Annotated in this window: 15 protein-coding genes; 9 read left to right on the forward strand and 6 right to left on the reverse strand. The window is 50.0% G+C overall.

Going from position 1 to position 14,666, the window contains the following annotated elements:
- Positions 1 to 23: 23 nt before the first annotated feature.
- Together parS and BS639_RS01285 are read left to right on the forward strand one after the other, a co-directional pair.
- Positions 24 to 467, forward strand: coding sequence for a type II RES/Xre toxin-antitoxin system antitoxin (parS, locus tag BS639_RS01280; RefSeq protein WP_055783329.1), 444 nt, complete (start codon positions 24 to 26; stop codon positions 465 to 467).
- Entirely contained in the window at positions 464 to 922 is a 459-nt protein-coding gene (locus BS639_RS01285; protein ID WP_084982029.1) for an RES family NAD+ phosphorylase, read from the forward strand. Before parS ends, BS639_RS01285 begins: the two co-directional genes overlap by 4 nt.
- 26 nt (positions 923 to 948) lie before the next feature.
- Here the strand turns inward: BS639_RS01285 and puuD are convergent, their stop codons facing one another.
- Complete coding sequence (puuD, locus tag BS639_RS01290) at positions 949 to 1,770, reverse strand: gamma-glutamyl-gamma-aminobutyrate hydrolase (protein ID WP_084982030.1); 822 nt, start codon at positions 1,768 to 1,770, stop codon at positions 949 to 951.
- Positions 1,771 to 2,191: 421 nt separating this feature from the next.
- Here puuD and BS639_RS01295 point away from each other — a divergent pair, with 421 nt between their 5' ends.
- Together BS639_RS01295 and BS639_RS01305 are read left to right on the forward strand one after the other, a co-directional pair.
- Entirely contained in the window at positions 2,192 to 3,616 is a 1,425-nt protein-coding gene (locus BS639_RS01295; RefSeq protein ID WP_173882055.1) for a glutamine synthetase family protein, read from the forward strand.
- A 499-nt stretch (positions 3,617 to 4,115) separates the two neighbouring features.
- Positions 4,116 to 5,486, forward strand: a complete 1,371-nt coding sequence (locus BS639_RS01305; RefSeq protein WP_055783345.1) for an APC family permease — start codon at positions 4,116 to 4,118, stop codon at positions 5,484 to 5,486.
- 158 nt (positions 5,487 to 5,644) lie between these two features.
- On the opposite strand, the gene sbcB is transcribed toward BS639_RS01305, so the two are convergent.
- Positions 5,645 to 7,075 (reverse strand): exodeoxyribonuclease I, encoded by a 1,431-nt coding sequence (gene sbcB, locus BS639_RS01310; RefSeq protein ID WP_084982031.1) that lies wholly within the window; start codon positions 7,073 to 7,075, stop codon positions 5,645 to 5,647.
- 461 nt (positions 7,076 to 7,536) lie between these two features.
- On the opposite strand from sbcB, the gene BS639_RS01315 reads away from it, so the two are divergent.
- The 4 genes from BS639_RS01315 (at position 7,537) to BS639_RS01330 (ending at position 11,001) form a co-directional block, all read left to right on the forward strand.
- The gene (locus tag BS639_RS01315) at positions 7,537 to 8,154 is read left to right on the forward strand and encodes a dTMP kinase (protein ID WP_055783352.1); all 618 of its coding nucleotides are present in this window, start codon (positions 7,537 to 7,539) and stop codon (positions 8,152 to 8,154) included.
- Between the two features lie 138 nt (positions 8,155 to 8,292).
- On the forward strand, positions 8,293 to 9,069 hold the full coding sequence (locus tag BS639_RS01320) for an isocitrate lyase/PEP mutase family protein (protein WP_055783355.1): 777 nt from the start codon (positions 8,293 to 8,295) through the stop codon (positions 9,067 to 9,069).
- Positions 9,053 to 10,099 (forward strand): bifunctional transcriptional activator/DNA repair enzyme AdaA, encoded by a 1,047-nt coding sequence (locus BS639_RS01325; protein ID WP_055783357.1) that lies wholly within the window; start codon positions 9,053 to 9,055, stop codon positions 10,097 to 10,099. The genes BS639_RS01320 and BS639_RS01325 overlap by 17 nt, the downstream gene beginning before the upstream one ends.
- Positions 10,100 to 10,251: 152 nt before the next feature.
- Entirely contained in the window at positions 10,252 to 11,001 is a 750-nt protein-coding gene (locus tag BS639_RS01330; protein WP_055783361.1) for an SDR family oxidoreductase, read from the forward strand.
- Between the two features lie 205 nt (positions 11,002 to 11,206).
- Here BS639_RS01330 and map read toward each other — a convergent pair whose 3' ends face one another.
- From map to BS639_RS01345, 3 genes are all read right to left on the reverse strand, one after another.
- A complete protein-coding gene (gene map, locus BS639_RS01335) occupies positions 11,207 to 11,983 on the reverse strand; it encodes a type I methionyl aminopeptidase (protein ID WP_084982032.1) in 777 nt (258 codons plus the stop codon).
- On the reverse strand, positions 11,980 to 12,192 hold the full coding sequence (locus BS639_RS01340; RefSeq protein ID WP_084982033.1) for a ParD-like family protein: 213 nt from the start codon (positions 12,190 to 12,192) through the stop codon (positions 11,980 to 11,982). Before BS639_RS01340 ends, map begins: the two co-directional genes overlap by 4 nt.
- 154 nt (positions 12,193 to 12,346) lie before the next feature.
- Positions 12,347 to 12,751, reverse strand: a complete 405-nt coding sequence (locus tag BS639_RS01345; RefSeq protein WP_084982034.1) for a winged helix-turn-helix transcriptional regulator — start codon at positions 12,749 to 12,751, stop codon at positions 12,347 to 12,349.
- Between the two features lie 82 nt (positions 12,752 to 12,833).
- Here BS639_RS01345 and BS639_RS01350 point away from each other — a divergent pair, with 82 nt between their 5' ends.
- The gene (locus tag BS639_RS01350) at positions 12,834 to 13,772 is read left to right on the forward strand and encodes an aromatic alcohol reductase (RefSeq protein WP_084982035.1); all 939 of its coding nucleotides are present in this window, start codon (positions 12,834 to 12,836) and stop codon (positions 13,770 to 13,772) included.
- A gap of 11 nt (positions 13,773 to 13,783) precedes the next feature.
- Here the strand turns inward: BS639_RS01350 and BS639_RS01355 are convergent, their stop codons facing one another.
- On the reverse strand, positions 13,784 to 14,665 hold the full coding sequence (locus BS639_RS01355; RefSeq protein WP_084982036.1) for a MurR/RpiR family transcriptional regulator: 882 nt from the start codon (positions 14,663 to 14,665) through the stop codon (positions 13,784 to 13,786).
- Position 14,666 lies beyond the last annotated feature (1 nt).

Raw genomic sequence — 14,666 nt, forward strand, 5'->3', positions numbered from 1 at the left:
AAACAACCAAATGGGAGAACTCAATGAAAACGTACACGCCGCCAATGTCAGGTAAAGAGGTAGACAGCATTTGGAAAAATGTGGGCCTCAGTGTGAGCGATGGCGCACTGCTGGTGAGCAAAATTGACGAAGGGCTTGAAGGCGCGGTAGCCACCCGCATCGTTAAGTGGGCCGCCATTTCGCAGGCAGAACTGCGCCGTATGACAGGCATTCCCAGCACCACGTTCAGCCGTAACATCAAAACACGTTTTAGTCCGGACCAAAGTGAACGTTTGGTTCGTTTTATTCGCGTAATGGACAAGGCCGTCGAGCTGTTTGATGGAGACAAGCTTGCCGCGCAAAAATGGTTGAATGAGCCGAGCCGGGCGCTGGCGTGGAAAACGCCTGCCGATTTACTGGCCTCCGAGGCGGGGGCCTATGAGGTGATGAAATTAATTACCCGCATAGAGCATGGCATTTATTCGTGATCCTCTACCGTTTAGCCAAAACGCGATATTCGTTAACGGCGTGGACGGGGCAGGGCGCAAAAGAGGTCGGCGGCAGGTGGAATAGCGTGGGCACCGCCATGGTTTACGCGTCCGAAACGGCATCACTGACCATGCTTGAAACACTCGTCCACCTTCATGCTGCCAATTTGTTGGACTCCTTTACCCTGTTTGCAGTCGACGTTCCCGAAGATTTGATTGAGAACATTGATCCTCAGTCGCTGCCAACGGGTTGGAATGCCTCTGAAGCTCCTGAAGCGTTAAGCCAAATGGGCGACCAATGGGTACGTTCGGGCAGCGCGGTTGCACTCTGTGTTCCGAGTGCAATATCGCCGGTGGAGAATAACTTTTTGCTGAACCCTCAACACCCTGATTATCAGGCCGTCGTGACTCGCGCGGTGACTATCGAATTCAAATTTGATGAGCGACTCAAGTAGCCGATGGAGAGGTCATCGGGTGAGCGTCATCGATTATTTGCAGATTGTCGCGCACGGTACTGACGACAGGCGTTAATAAATGACTCAAACAGCTGTTTTGACACCGGATCGGTCAGGCTGTGCCATTCGGGATGCCATTGTACGCCAAGGGCAAAAGGATGTGCGCGTACGCTAACGGCTTCGACTAAATTGTCCGGTGCGATCGCTTCCACGGTGAGGCTCGGCCCTAAACGCTTTGCCCCTTGGCCGTGCAGGGAATTGACCTGAAAACGTGGATGTTCGGGCAATAGCTCAGAGAGTAATCCTCCCTGTTTAACATCAACCGGATGCACTAAATCATACTGATTATCATGCGGTAGCGCGATGTCTTCGCGGTGGTCCATAAAGCCCGGCTGTTCATGCACTTTACGATAAAGGCTCCCTCCGGTGGCAACCACTAATTCCTGCATACCTCGACAGGCGGCGAACAGCGGCATTCCCTGCGCCAATGTGGCTTTGATAAGGGCAATACTGAGTTTGTCGCGGCCCGGATCCGCCAATTGTTCTACGCCTTCCTCGCCATAAAGATGAGGTTCGACATTACTTGGGCTGCCCGTCAGGAAAATACCGTCCAGCCGCGTCAGCACGCTTTCGATAGCACCTTCGCGCGAGGCCAGCTCATGCGGCAGGGCTATAGGCAACCCGTCTGCGTGAAATATTGCATCAAGGTATTTTTCATGCACGGTAAGCGCGGGATTTTCATCGATAATATTTTGGCACATCACCACACCAATAAGCGGGCGATAGGGCGCGTTAGGCGCGTCGATATGGATTTTGGTTGATTCTGACGTGGAAGGAATAGTGTCCATTTTACCGCCTCGATGAGTAGATTAAAATGATTACAGCCCTCCCATTGTTCCGCATTCGTTCAATAAAAGTGACTTCGCCTGTTCAATATTTTAACAATCTAACAGCCCATTGCTGCGTTTTCAAACGAGTATGTAAACGAAATGTAACTGTGGTGCTGGCGGTGAAGTAAGACCTGATAGAATGTGCGGTTTTTATGGCTGTTTTTTAGGGGAGCAGCTCAATAATCGGTCACATAGTCTATATTTATACTGTTTTTACATTTTAAGATTGAGTTTAGATAAAATTTTTACCTTCCTTCGGGCACCTTTACTTACGGGAATAAAGCAATTGAATAGCGCGAATTAACCTTGGCGAGCATCACCATGAGGGTGATGTGACTGACGCCAGTCAAATGCAAACGGCGGAAATCCTATGCAAGCTATGAGTCTTATTACGAACAACATCGAAGTTGAAAACTTCGCCCTCCCCGGTGAAGAAACGCGAAGTAGCGCGTTCCAGGACGAAGTTACTGAATACCTGGAACGTCACCCGATTACTCAGCACGTCGATGTACTTCTTACTGATTTAAACGGCAGTTTTCGCGGCAAACGCATTCCCGTCTCCGCGCTGCGAAAAATCGAAAAAGGCTGTTATTTCCCCGCCTCCGTCTTCGCCATGGATATTTTAGGTAACGTGGTTGAAGAAGCCGGTCTTGGCCAGGAGCTGGGTGAACCCGACCGAATTTGCCTCCCCGTCCCCGGCACGCTCTCACCTTCTGCCTCAGACCCTGAACATATTGGGCAACTGCTGTTAACTATGCTTGACGAAGATGGCACTCCCTTTGACGTTGAACCACGCAATGTCCTGAATCATATCTGGCAAACATTGCGCCAGCGGGGCTTGTTCCCGGTGGTAGCGGTAGAGTTGGAGTTCTATCTGCTCGACAGGCAGCGGGACGCGGAGGGAGCACTACAGCCGCCGTGCACCCCGGGTACCCACGAGCGTAATATTCAGAGCCAAGTCTACTCGGTAGACAACCTCGACCATTTTGCTGACGTATTAAACGATATTGACCGACTGGCGCATATTCAGGGATTACCGGCCGATGGCGCCGTGGCGGAATCTTCCCCGGGTCAATTCGAGATAAACCTGCATCACACAGACAATATCCTTAACGCTTGCGATCACGCGTTAGCGCTGAAAAGACTGGTGCGGCTGGTGGCGGAAAATCATGAAATGGACGCTACCTTCATGGCCAAGCCGTATGACGATTACGCCGGCAGCGGTATGCACATTCATCTCAGCATACTGGACGATAACGGCAAAAACCTGTTCTCGAATGAGCAGGGTGAAGACTCGCCGCTGATGAAAAAAGCGCTGGCGGGAATGATTGCCATGATGCCTGCTTCCATGGCCGTGTTGGCGCCAAACGTTAATGCCTTTAGGCGTTTCCAGCCTGGAATGTATGTACCGACCCAGGCATCGTGGGGGCATAATAATCGCACCGTGGCGCTGCGCGTTCCGTGCAGTGACACCAACAATCACCGCGTTGAGTACCGCGTAGCGGGAGCCGATGCCAATCCGTATCTGGTGGTAGCAACGGTGCTGGCGGGCGTGCTGTTCGGCCTTGATAATCCGCTGGCATTATCAGAACCGGTCACGGGCAATGGCCTTGAGCAAGAGGGATCACCGCTGCCGATTCGTCAAAGCGATGCGTTGCAGATGTTTGAGCAGCAGACAGCGTTGCATAAATATCTGGGTGAACGTTTTAGTCACGTTTATCACGCCTGTAAGTCAGACGAGCTGTTGCAGTTTGAACGTCGAGTCACAGAGACTGAAATTGACTGGATGCTTAGAAACGCCTGATATTGGCGGGTTTATTCGCCAAAAGGACGATTTCCGCCGACGCGATGCCGTGCTCTCAACACGACGGCAAAAAGAATTTATCGACTTTAGGTCGCAAAATCTTGTCATCGGGCCTAGATTTGGTGCAAAATAGCGGACATGCAAAATAACCGACGCCTAAACGCGCCGGTTATTTTTTTTGCATGGTTTTTTACACTAATTCAACAGAGGCCGGACCCAGATCCGGATAGATAACCAGATTTCGTGCTCGACCCCAAATTAATAACGGTCAGCACTATGAGGAAATGTAAGATGGGGCAATTTTTCACACCTATACCGGTACCTTCCGGTGTTGCTTTCCGCTGCGCGCCACTGCAGGCCGCCTTTGCGTCAAAACTCAATGACGTAAAGCTTAATCCCCCATTTTTATCATCGAGTCGTAAATTACGAAGTTTTCCCAGTACCTTGCTGAATCAGGCGATAGCACGCCAGAACGTTGCAGGTCAGGGGAGGCTCGCCCATGTCGAATAATCATTCTGCTATTCCTTCAGCTGCACCGCGCGTGAAGCTTCGCCGCACCCTGACACTGGTTCAGGTGGTGATGATGGGCCTTGCCTATCTGCAGCCGATGACCATTTTTGATACCTTTGGTATTGTGACCAGCATGACCGACGGCCACGTTGCAACCGCCTATTTGTTTGCGCTGGTTGCCGTGCTGTTTACCGCGGTGAGCTACGGCAAACTGGTTAAGCGTTTCCCGTCGGCGGGTTCTGCCTACACTTACGCCCAAAAGGCCATTAGTCCACACGTTGGCTTTATGGTGGGCTGGTCGTCACTGCTCGATTATCTGTTTATGCCGATGATCAACATCCTGCTGGCAAAAATCTACCTTGAGGCGATTTTCCCTGGCTTCCCGTCGTGGGTCTGGGTAGTGGCGCTGGTCGGCCTGATGACGGCCTTTAACCTGCGTGGCATCAAGCTGGTTGCCAACATGAACAGCGTAGTGGTGGTGGTTCAGGTCGCTATCATGGTGCTTATCGTCGGACTGCTGATTTATGGCGTCTATCAGGGCGAAGGGGCAGGTACGCTGGTGAGCAGCAAGCCGTTCTGGTCTGAAAACGCGCATACGGTACCGATGATAACCGGGGCGACAATACTCTGCTTCTCGTTCCTCGGATTCGACGGCATCAGCTCCCTGTCTGAAGAGACGCCAAATGCTGATAAAGTTATCCCGCGCGCCATCTTCCTGACGGCGCTGATCGGCGGGGTGATTTTTGTGGTGGTGTCCTACTTCCTGCAGCTCTATTTCCCGACTATTTCGCGCTTCCACGACCCGGACGCGTCGCAGCCGGAAATCATGCTGTTTGTGGGCGGTAAAGTGTTCCAATTCGTCATTCTGTGCTTCTCCTGCGTGACCGTATTGGCATCGGGTATGGCTGCACACGCGGGTGTTTCGCGTCTGCTTTACGTGATGGGGCGTGATGGCGTGTTCCCGGAGAAAATCTTCGGTTTTGTCCATCCTACCTGGCGTACTCCGGCGTTTAACGTTGTTCTGGTTGGCGTGGTTGCGCTTTCTGCGATCAGCTTTGATTTGGTGACCGCCACGGCGCTTATCAACTTTGGTGCGCTGGTGGCCTTTACCTTCGTTAACCTTTCGGTCATTTCACAGTTCTATATTCGTGAAAAACGTAACCGCACGCTGAGTGACCACATTCATTACCTCGTGCTGCCGGTGATTGGTGCGTTGACCGTCGGCGCGCTGTGGTTGAACCTTGAGGCTAGCTCAATGACGCTGGGTCTGGTGTGGGGCGCGATTGGCCTGTCTTATCTGGCCTTTATCACGCGTCGCTTCCGTCAGCCGCCGCCGCAGATGAGTGAAGAAGTCATCTAATCAGTATGTTAAGCGGTGATATCCAGATTGTGATATCTACCGTTGCCATAATAAAAATGCCGCATATTTGCGGCATTTTTTACGTCCCCTGCATCGTTTGAAACGGTACTCTTTAAAACTTATCTCGGCCATTCTGACCTAACTGGTGAAGAATTGGATTAGCCCACCAGCTTCTTGCCATAGTCAAACAGCGCTTTTAACAACGCCGTTTTCTCCGCATCATCCTCATGCAGGTTGTAGATAGCCTCTAACTGCAGCACATAATCCTGAACTTTATCGGCGTTTAATGCCTCCCTTCGATGCGTTAACCAGCGACGCTGTTCGTCGTCGTTAAGCGTCGCGGGGTAGTTTCGCGCGCGAAAGCGGAACAGTAGCTCTTCAAGCCGTGAGTCCTGAAAGCGTAAATCCAGCGCGGGAAGATTCTCTGGGGCAGTTTGCTGAATGATGCGCATCGTAGAGCGATCCGCGTCGCCAAAGAAACCATCGTACAGCCTTGCGTCTACGTCCTGCGAAGCGATAAAAGGTTCGGCTTCAGCATACAGCGCCACCACCTTTTCACGGATTTGCGTATTTTGGCGCAGTGTCTGCAAATTTTGCAGACAGCGAGCTCGGTCTATATCTAATCGCTCGGCGTTTTCAGGCAACAACGTCTTGGCCGGTGCCAATACCGGACACTTGTTAATGTGTAGCAGCTTGATAGGCAACGGCGATTGGCCGGACGGTAAGTCATCGCGGCGAGTGTAGAGTCTTTCGCGCATCTGATCGGCGTCGAGCTCCAGCAGCGGCGCCATATCGCCGGCCAAATCACAGACAATGACGGCATTTTTATTTTCAGGATGCCAGGCGATCGGCGCTACCCAACTGGTATTACCGCGCGCGGCCCCGAACATGCCAGAAACGTGCACCAACGGTGCCATGGTCGGAATATCGATTAGCGCGTTAATCTTGTGCTTGTTGCGGTGCTCAAGCAGATAATCGAACAGTCGAGGCTGTGCCTGCTTCACCTTTTTTGCCATGGCGATAGTGGCATACACGTCGGCCATCGCATCGTGGGCATTTTCATGTTCAACGCCATTGGCGCGGGTCAAATGCTCAAGTCGGAAACTGGGAAAGCCGTCTTCATTCTCTGGCCAGTTGATCCCCTCTGGACGCAGGGCGTAGCAGGCACGCATAACGTCAAGTAGATCCCAGCGAGAATTGCCATTTTGCCAGCTGTAGGCATAGGGGTCGTAGAAGTTGCGATAGAAAATATTGCGACTGACTTCATCATCAAAGCGAATATTGTTATACCCGAGGATACAAGTCCCCGGCACACTAAATGCCTGATGAATTTGCGCACTGAACTCTGCTTCGTTTAACCCTTTTGACAACGCGAGCTGCGGGGTAATGCCTGTTATCATCACGGCTTCTGGCTGTGGCAAATAGTCATCGGCAGGGCGGCAGTAAATCACCAGCGGTTCTTCAATGATATTGAAATCAGCGTCAGTGCGCACGCCAGCAAACTGCGCGGGCCTGTCCAAGGCGGGATGGGTGCCAAACGTTTCATAGTCATGAACGTAAAATGTTGGCTGAACGCTTTTGTCTCGCATTGCGGGTTATGGCCTTAATCTGGTTTTAAATGTCTATGAAAACATGTCGGTGTGAGAACGAGGGTTTGAGTGTAAGGATATCATCTCTGGGCAGGATGGCCTTCCAATTTTGTTACCGCCGTGACAAGGCATTAGGCACAACGAATCTGCATGAGTTCCCGGTAAGTACAGGCGTTACCGACGCTGGCACGGTATTGCCTGTATTTGCGGTTCGTTTAAACTACACCGCACAGGTCATAACAAATGAACAATGACTATAAACGGCCGAAATCCTGGGTTTTTAGACCCGTCAGTTAGAAAAATGGCTTGAATGTTCATCATGACTTTTTTAATAGTTCGCGCTGATGCGCCAAGCGGCTTCAACAAACGAAGAGGGTGCTCAGCTATTCATACGAAGGAAGTAAGATGCTTTTGCCAGATTTGAGCTTTACAAAAACCCTATATCAATCGTCATTTAAAGAATGAGTCGTCCGCTGTTTGTTTCTCTGGATGGGCCTAAGGGAGCCGGCAAAACCACGTTGTTGGAGGCCATGGCGAAAGTATTAAGGGCAGACAACAAAAAGGTGATTCGGCTTTGCGAGAAAAAAAGCGATCCCTACAGGGGGGAAACAATGGCCCTCGTTAACAAGCTTGCCAGACATCCCGCCCTGGATTTGGAATGGGAGATTTGTCAGCGCTTTGCTGATAGCCGTGCTTGGATTTCCCAGCACGTGCTGATTAAACAGCCACCGGACAGCATTATCTTGATGGATCGCTGGTATCCGTCTGATGCCGCGTTTCGCCGCAGTGTTCCCTTTGCAGAGATTTTACCGCTTAACATTGAACGAAACGTGCGAACGCCAGACCTGCATGTCGGGGTTGTTACTGCGCCTGATATTTCATGGGCGAGGGCCGCGGCCCGACCGCGTGGGCTAAGTAGTACGGTGATTCATAGGCTGGAAGAGCATGTCGCGTGTACTAAGGCATTCGAGCGAGAAATTGCAAATCAGGGCTGGGTTTTATGCCGTAATGAAGGAACCATCGAAGACGCAACGATGCAGGTGATTTCTGAGATCTACAGAGCGCCAGGATGTCCATAGGCGTCTGTTTCGTTGAGCATTTATCATGCCGGAATTCTGTCTCTACACGCCAGGTAAAAAAATGGTTGTCCAATTTTCGGTTGTGAGGCTTTCATCAGATGTTCTAGATTCATCCTGTCTTTATTAAAGGAAATAGGCATGAACTTCACAGAACTTCACAATCAAAATAAACCATTACTCATCGCCAATGTCTGGGATGCCGCGAGTGCAATTATGGCGCAACAGTCGGGCTATCAGGCCATAGGTACTTCAAGTGCCGCGATTGCCGCGATGTTGGGTTACGAGGATGGACAAGCAATGTCTTTTGATGAATTGCTCTATATCGTCACACGTATCCAATCCGTCAGTAACCTACCCTTAAGTGTTGATGTAGAGGCGGGATTTGGCAGCACAGCTGAGGAGATAACGACTCATCTTAAACGTCTCGCGCAGCTTGGGGTGGTGGGGATAAACCTTGAGGACAGTAGAGTTGTTAACGGTGTCAGGCAACTTGATGATGCGGCAGCATTCACCCATACATTACAAAAGATACGCAAGGCGTTAAACGAAGAGAGTTATCAACTATTTCTTAATATCCGTATCGATACATACCTGCTTAATCATGAACTTGCTTTGCAAGAAACGCTATTACGCGGCCGACTTTATGAAGCAGCGGGGGCTGACGGGATTTTTGTACCCTGTTTGACGTTAGTAAAAGATATTGAGACCCTGACCAAAGAGCTTAATATGCCCTTAAACGTAATGTGTATGCCTGGTCTCCCAACATTCGAAAGGCTGGGAGAAATCGGCGTAAGTCGCATTTCTATGGGAAATTTCGTTCATTCAGCCCTTCAATCAAAGCTTAAAGATTTAATGCTACTCATCCAGTCTCAGCAGACATTTGCAGGAGTTTTTATTGATGAAAGTTCTAGATAATGCCTTGTGCAATGTCTGGTATCAGGCATTACTTGCGCGGGCTTCGGAGTACACGGGGGTGTTTTTCGTTGGCGTCAAAACGACAGGGGTATTTTGTATTTCGGTATGTCGGGCGCGGAAACCGAAACGCGAAAATGTCGAGTTTTATAAAAATTTTAAATCTGCTCTGGATGCAGGTTTTCGCCCCTGCAAAGTATGTCGACCCACTGAAAATGCGTACACAGCTCCTTTGATTATCGAGCAAGCACTTGAACTCCTGCGCGCTAACCCTAAAACACGAATAACCGATGGTGTACTACGTAAGCATGATATCAGCCCCGAACGGTTACGGCGCTGGTTTCTACAAAACCACGGTGTTACTTTCCAGGCATTTCAACGAATGCAGCGGGTGAATATCGCATTTCAGGAGCTAAAAAGTGGGCGTGCTGCCACCGATGTGGCTTTTGATAATGGCTATGAATCATTAAGTGGTTTTGGTTATACCTATAAGCAACTCACGGGTGTTGCTCCCACTGAACAGACTCAGGTAATTTTAATTCACCGCTTTACAACGATGCTGGGCCCAATGTTCGTCTGTGCCACGCAACGTGGAGTTTGCCTGCTGGAATTTACTGACCGCCGAATGCTGGAGACTGAATTTCGTGACCTCCAACGTTTGCTGAATGCTCGAATAATGTCAGGGGAAAATAGTCATACACGACAAGCGGAAAAAGAGGTCAGTGAGTACTTTTCTGGAACGCGTCAACAGTTTGCTCTCACGCTCGATGCTCCAGGTAGTGATTTTCAACGCTCCGTCTGGCAGGGGTTACGCGCGGTTCCTTATGGCCAAACGTCACACTACCAAGCTCTTTCCAGGCAGATTGGAAAACCTAATGCAGTACGCGCGGTGGCTGCGGCGAACGGAGCAAACCGAATAGCCATTGTTATTCCTTGCCACAGAATCATCGGCAAAGAGGGGGCTATGAAAGGTTACGGCGGAGGCATTGCGCGTAAAGAATGGCTTATTGAACATGAACGAAAACAACGCTAAAAGAACTGATACTTGCATATAGCTAACATAGCGAGTAACTAAATAATTGTAAATTATATCATTTACTGACGTTAGGTTTTTCTGCTCGCCACCGTCCATCATTTGGTTCTTTTCAATTATTTTGCCAATCAATACTGCTCAATAGGGAAATTATGAACGGAAAAGTTTTATTAGTGACCGGCTCTAGTCGAGGCATTGGTGCGGCTACCGCGTTACTGGCTGCAAAACAAGGTTACGCTGTATGTTTAAATTATATAAATGATGAAAAATCTGCTTTTTGCATCCGGGATGAGATTTTAAATCTAGGCGGGAAGTGTATTGCTGTCCGTGCCGATGTTTCAAATGAGCATCAAGTAACAAAAGTTTTCGACGACATTGATCGTCAACTTGGCGTTATTACCCACCTCGTCAATAATGTGGGGATCCTGAAGCAAAAAATGCCCCTAATTGATATGGAGGGAGAGCGCTTCCAACAGGTGCTATTAACGAATGTGATGAGTCATTTTTATTGCTCACGTGAAGCGATAAAACGTATGTCACTTTCCAAAGGCGGCTTTGGCGGTTCTATCGTGAACGTTTCATCCGGAGCAGCGAAAAGTGGTTCACCTTTTGAATACATTGATTATGCCGCCTCGAAAGGGGCTGTTGACACCTTTACCACCGGCCTGTCCAAAGAAGTCGCCGCCGACGGCATCCGCGTAAACTGCGTTCGTCCAGGCGGTATTTACACGGATATCCATGCTGATGGTGGCGAGCCTTCTAGAGTCGATCGCATTGCAAAGAACTTTCCTATGCAAAGAGGGGGAACACCCGAAGAAGTCGCTAATGCAATTCTTTGGTTACTCAGTGATGAAGCTTCATTCGTCACGGGCAGTTTTATAGACTTATGCGGTGGCGTTTAATTTTCAGGTATTTCATGCTGCTTCCCTTACAATTCGAGTCACCTCTGATGCCTGTCCATGAGCATCGTTCAGGCGTGAGGTCATCTTATATTGCGGAACAACCGCTGAAAATTTTGTTGTGATTTCCCTATTGCATCTCCGCAAATTTTTATGAAATGTATTCAGGAGAAGGATGTTATGAGAGTAAAAAATGCAAACTTTGCACTTAACGTCTGTTAAGCATCCCTTTTTCATTAGAACCTAAAGTCAGCACTGAGAAGCCGGTAGCGGTAACAGACACGGTATGTTCGAACTGTGCGGAAAGCGATCCGTCTCGGGTGGTTATCGTCCAACCGTCGTCCTGTTGTTTTATGCTTCTTCCGCCCTGATTCAGCATAGGTTCAATGGTGAACACCATCCCCTCACGCATGACAAGACCTGTATTGCGTTTGCCATAGTGTAAAATCTGCGGCTCTTCATGCATCTCACGGCCAATGCCGTGGCCGCAAAATTCACGCACGACAGAAAAACCACTTCGCTTGGCATGCTTTTCTATTGCCCATCCAATATCGCCCAGAAAAGCGCCGGGGCGAACCCGGTAAATTCCTTCCCACATGGCTTCATAAGTTGTTCGCACTAATCTCCTCGCCTCTACACTGACATCCCCCACGAGGTAAGTTTTACTGGAATCCGCAATATACCCCTCTTTTTCGAGGGTAATGTCAAAATTGACAATGGCACCCTCACGCAGAATATCGCTTTGAGAAGGGACGCCGTGGCAAATAACATTATCGATGGAAGCGTTAAGAACGAAGGGGTAGTTATACTGGCCTTTACTTGCCGGTCGAGCCTGAAGGTCATGGGTGATAAACTTATCTACCAGAGAATCGACTTCCAGCGTAGACATGCCCTGTAATGGCAGCTTATCCAGCATCTCAAACACTGAGGCGAGCAGTCGTCCTGATTCGGCAAGCAGCGCCAGTTCATGGGGTTGTTTGATCATAATTCGTTCACTAATCGCGGCTCGGCTGAAACACCGGCAGAACGCATTTCAAGTTTCATGATGTCATTGAAACTGAGTGTGGGATTGGTTTCACACAACTTGCCTATCTTAATCCAGAAGCTCGCCTGAGCATTAATGGAGCGCAGTGACACCCCGGAAGCTCGGCGCAGCTGATCGTGCAACTCATCGTCAATATTAACAATGCCCATAAATACTCAGTATATGATTCGTATATGAAGCATATATTGCCGCCACTTGGAGGTTAAAGCAAGAAGACTTATGGCCATCGGTTCCTACGCTACATTAAGCAGCGCGAGACGTTGAGGTTAAAATTTAGTCATGGTTATCGTCAGAATGATGCTTTTATTGGGCCTCATCATAACGCGTTCTGGCAGTTCGAAAATCGTCGGCCGAGGTGATTATCCAATGCCACAAAGGCATCATTTGAATCAGCATCTCTTTGCCCAAATCGGTAACCGAATAAACCACGCGTGGATGTTTTTCCTGGTAATCACAGCGTGAAATCAGGCCGTCGCGCTCAAGCTGGCGCAGCGTGCGCGTCAACATCCTCTGCGTGACGCCGGCCAGACGGCGGCTTATTTCCGCATGCCGAAGAGGTCCACTGGTGCCCAGAATATGTACCACACCTAATGACCAGCGGTTGCCAGCATGGGTAAGAATCTCTCGCTTTAGCCCGTCGTCGTCGTCGCTTAATCCTTCACATACCACCTTTGAAAACAGCAGTAAGTCTTCCTTATTCCACTCCATTTCACCTCCGGTATCATCAGTGTGCCTAATTGAATCCCGCTTTTATTACATGTCAGACTGATGCAATACAAAGGGGATCATTATGACGTACTCAATCGAAAAATCTGTAAATACTGTTTTAGTCATTGGTGCGGGAGAGCTCGGCATCGCCGTGTTACGCGCGATGAGTTATCAAGCGCGAAATCAAACATCAACCAAAATCAGCGTATTGCTCAGAGAGGATGCCGCTCATGGAGTTTCCATTGCACAGAAGAAAAGGCGAGAGGAGCTTACGGCGATGGGCGTTTCAGTGGTTGAGGGTGACCTAAATCTGCACTCCATTGAGCAGCTAAGTGCACTTTTTCGTCCTTTTAATGCGGTGATTAACTGTAGCGGTTTTGTCGGTGGGCCGGGCACGCAAATCAAAATTACCCAGGCAGTACTTAACGCTGGCGTACCCCGCTATTTCCCTTGGCAGTTTGGCGTGGACTACGACGTAGTGGGAAAAGGCAGCGGCCAGCAGGTATGGGATGAACAGCTCGAGGTGCGCCAACGTTTGCGCGGGCAGGGCGAGACGGAGTGGACTATTGTTTCTACCGGAATTTTTACCAGCTATCTGTTCGAGCCCAGCTTCGGCGTGGTCGATAAAGATAATAAAGCCGTCTATGGACTCGGTGACTGGCAGTACGCGGTAACCCTGACTACGCCTGAGGATATCGGCACGTTGACGGCGGAAATATTTTTCTATCGGCCTGCTCTATGTAATCAGGTGGTTTATATCGCGGGCGATACGCTGACCTACAGTGAGATTGCCGACTTAATGCAGGCCCATTGGGGCACTGCCATTGAGCGGATATTGCTGGATAAGGCGAAGCTGCTTGATGATGTGCACCATTGCCCCGATGACGTGGCCGCAAAGTATCGCCTGGCCTTTGCGCGTCCCGACGGCGTGGCGTGGAATAAAGCGAATACCTTCAACGCCCGGCAGAGAATTAACACCACGACTGCCGAGCAGTGGCTGGCAAAACATCCACACAGCTGAGTCAGTGAGGGTTAAATTCGTTTACTTCCCAGAACGTCAAACGTTTTTGCCAATGTCTGCACCGAGCGGTCGTAATCGCTCAGCGCCAGGCAGGCGATCAGTGCATCAATGACCGCCAGTTGCGCAATGCGGCTGGTCATCGCCTCTGAGCGAAACTGTGTTTCGCGCGCCAGAGTATTGAGCACTATATCACTGTAAGCCAACAGGGGAGAGCGGCCAAAGTTGGTGACGGCAATCGTTGTGGCACCCGCTTCTTTGGCTAACTGCGTTGCGGTAAGCGTTTCAACCGTGCTGCCGGAGTGGGAAATAGTAATCACTGCCGTTTGGGCATCCGCGAGCGACGCAGCAATGGCCTGCACGTGGCTGTCCACGCTGACGCGCGACGGAATACCAATGCGCAGCAGGCGATAATGGGTATCCTCTGCAATGGTGGCTGCGCTGCCTATACCAAAAACTTCTACCCTCTTCGCTTGGCGAATAGCCTTGACGGCCTCGGCAAGCGCTTCCACACTCAGGGCGCTTTGTGTATCTCTCAGCGCCTGCATATCCGATTGGAAAATTTTATCAATCACCTGCGCCGTGTTATCGCTGGGCGTGAGATCTTCATGAATAAAATGGACGGGCTGAACCAGCTCTCTGGCAAGAGAGAGTTTCACCTGCTGAAAGCCACGTGCCCCAATGGTTTGACACAACCCAATCACGCTGCCCTCACTTGAACCGGTACGTTCTGCCAGTTCGGTAATTGACATATGCATCACGTCCGCGGCGTGCTGGCTGATAAAATCAGCAATGCGACCGGCGGTGGGAGGAAGGTCTTTACGCACTGCCCCGAGCCTGTCCAGAACATTGGAAAACTCTCCGGCTTTGCCGTTCTTAATTTTTTCTTCCGACATA

It is taken from the genome of Rouxiella silvae (genome assembly GCF_002093625.1).
GTDB lineage: Bacteria > Pseudomonadota > Gammaproteobacteria > Enterobacterales > Enterobacteriaceae > Rouxiella > Rouxiella silvae.

Coding starts and splice junctions, on each gene's coding strand:
- parS (WP_055783329.1), top strand. CDS start 24: ATGAAAACGTACACGCCGCCAATGTCAGGTAAAGAGGTAGACAGCATT.
- puuD (WP_084982030.1), bottom strand. CDS start 1,770: ATGGACACTATTCCTTCCACGTCAGAATCAACCAAAATCCATATCGAC.
- BS639_RS01295 (WP_173882055.1), top strand. CDS start 2,192: ATGAGTCTTATTACGAACAACATCGAAGTTGAAAACTTCGCCCTCCCC.
- BS639_RS01305 (WP_055783345.1), top strand. CDS start 4,116: ATGTCGAATAATCATTCTGCTATTCCTTCAGCTGCACCGCGCGTGAAG.
- sbcB (WP_084982031.1), bottom strand. CDS start 7,075: ATGCGAGACAAAAGCGTTCAGCCAACATTTTACGTTCATGACTATGAA.
- BS639_RS01315 (WP_055783352.1), top strand. CDS start 7,537: ATGAGTCGTCCGCTGTTTGTTTCTCTGGATGGGCCTAAGGGAGCCGGC.
- BS639_RS01320 (WP_055783355.1), top strand. CDS start 8,293: ATGAACTTCACAGAACTTCACAATCAAAATAAACCATTACTCATCGCC.
- BS639_RS01325 (WP_055783357.1), top strand. CDS start 9,053: ATGAAAGTTCTAGATAATGCCTTGTGCAATGTCTGGTATCAGGCATTA.
- BS639_RS01330 (WP_055783361.1), top strand. CDS start 10,252: ATGAACGGAAAAGTTTTATTAGTGACCGGCTCTAGTCGAGGCATTGGT.
- map (WP_084982032.1), bottom strand. CDS start 11,983: ATGATCAAACAACCCCATGAACTGGCGCTGCTTGCCGAATCAGGACGA.
- BS639_RS01340 (WP_084982033.1), bottom strand. CDS start 12,192: ATGGGCATTGTTAATATTGACGATGAGTTGCACGATCAGCTGCGCCGA.
- BS639_RS01345 (WP_084982034.1), bottom strand. CDS start 12,751: ATGGAGTGGAATAAGGAAGACTTACTGCTGTTTTCAAAGGTGGTATGT.
- BS639_RS01350 (WP_084982035.1), top strand. CDS start 12,834: ATGACGTACTCAATCGAAAAATCTGTAAATACTGTTTTAGTCATTGGT.
- BS639_RS01355 (WP_084982036.1), bottom strand. CDS start 14,665: ATGTCGGAAGAAAAAATTAAGAACGGCAAAGCCGGAGAGTTTTCCAAT.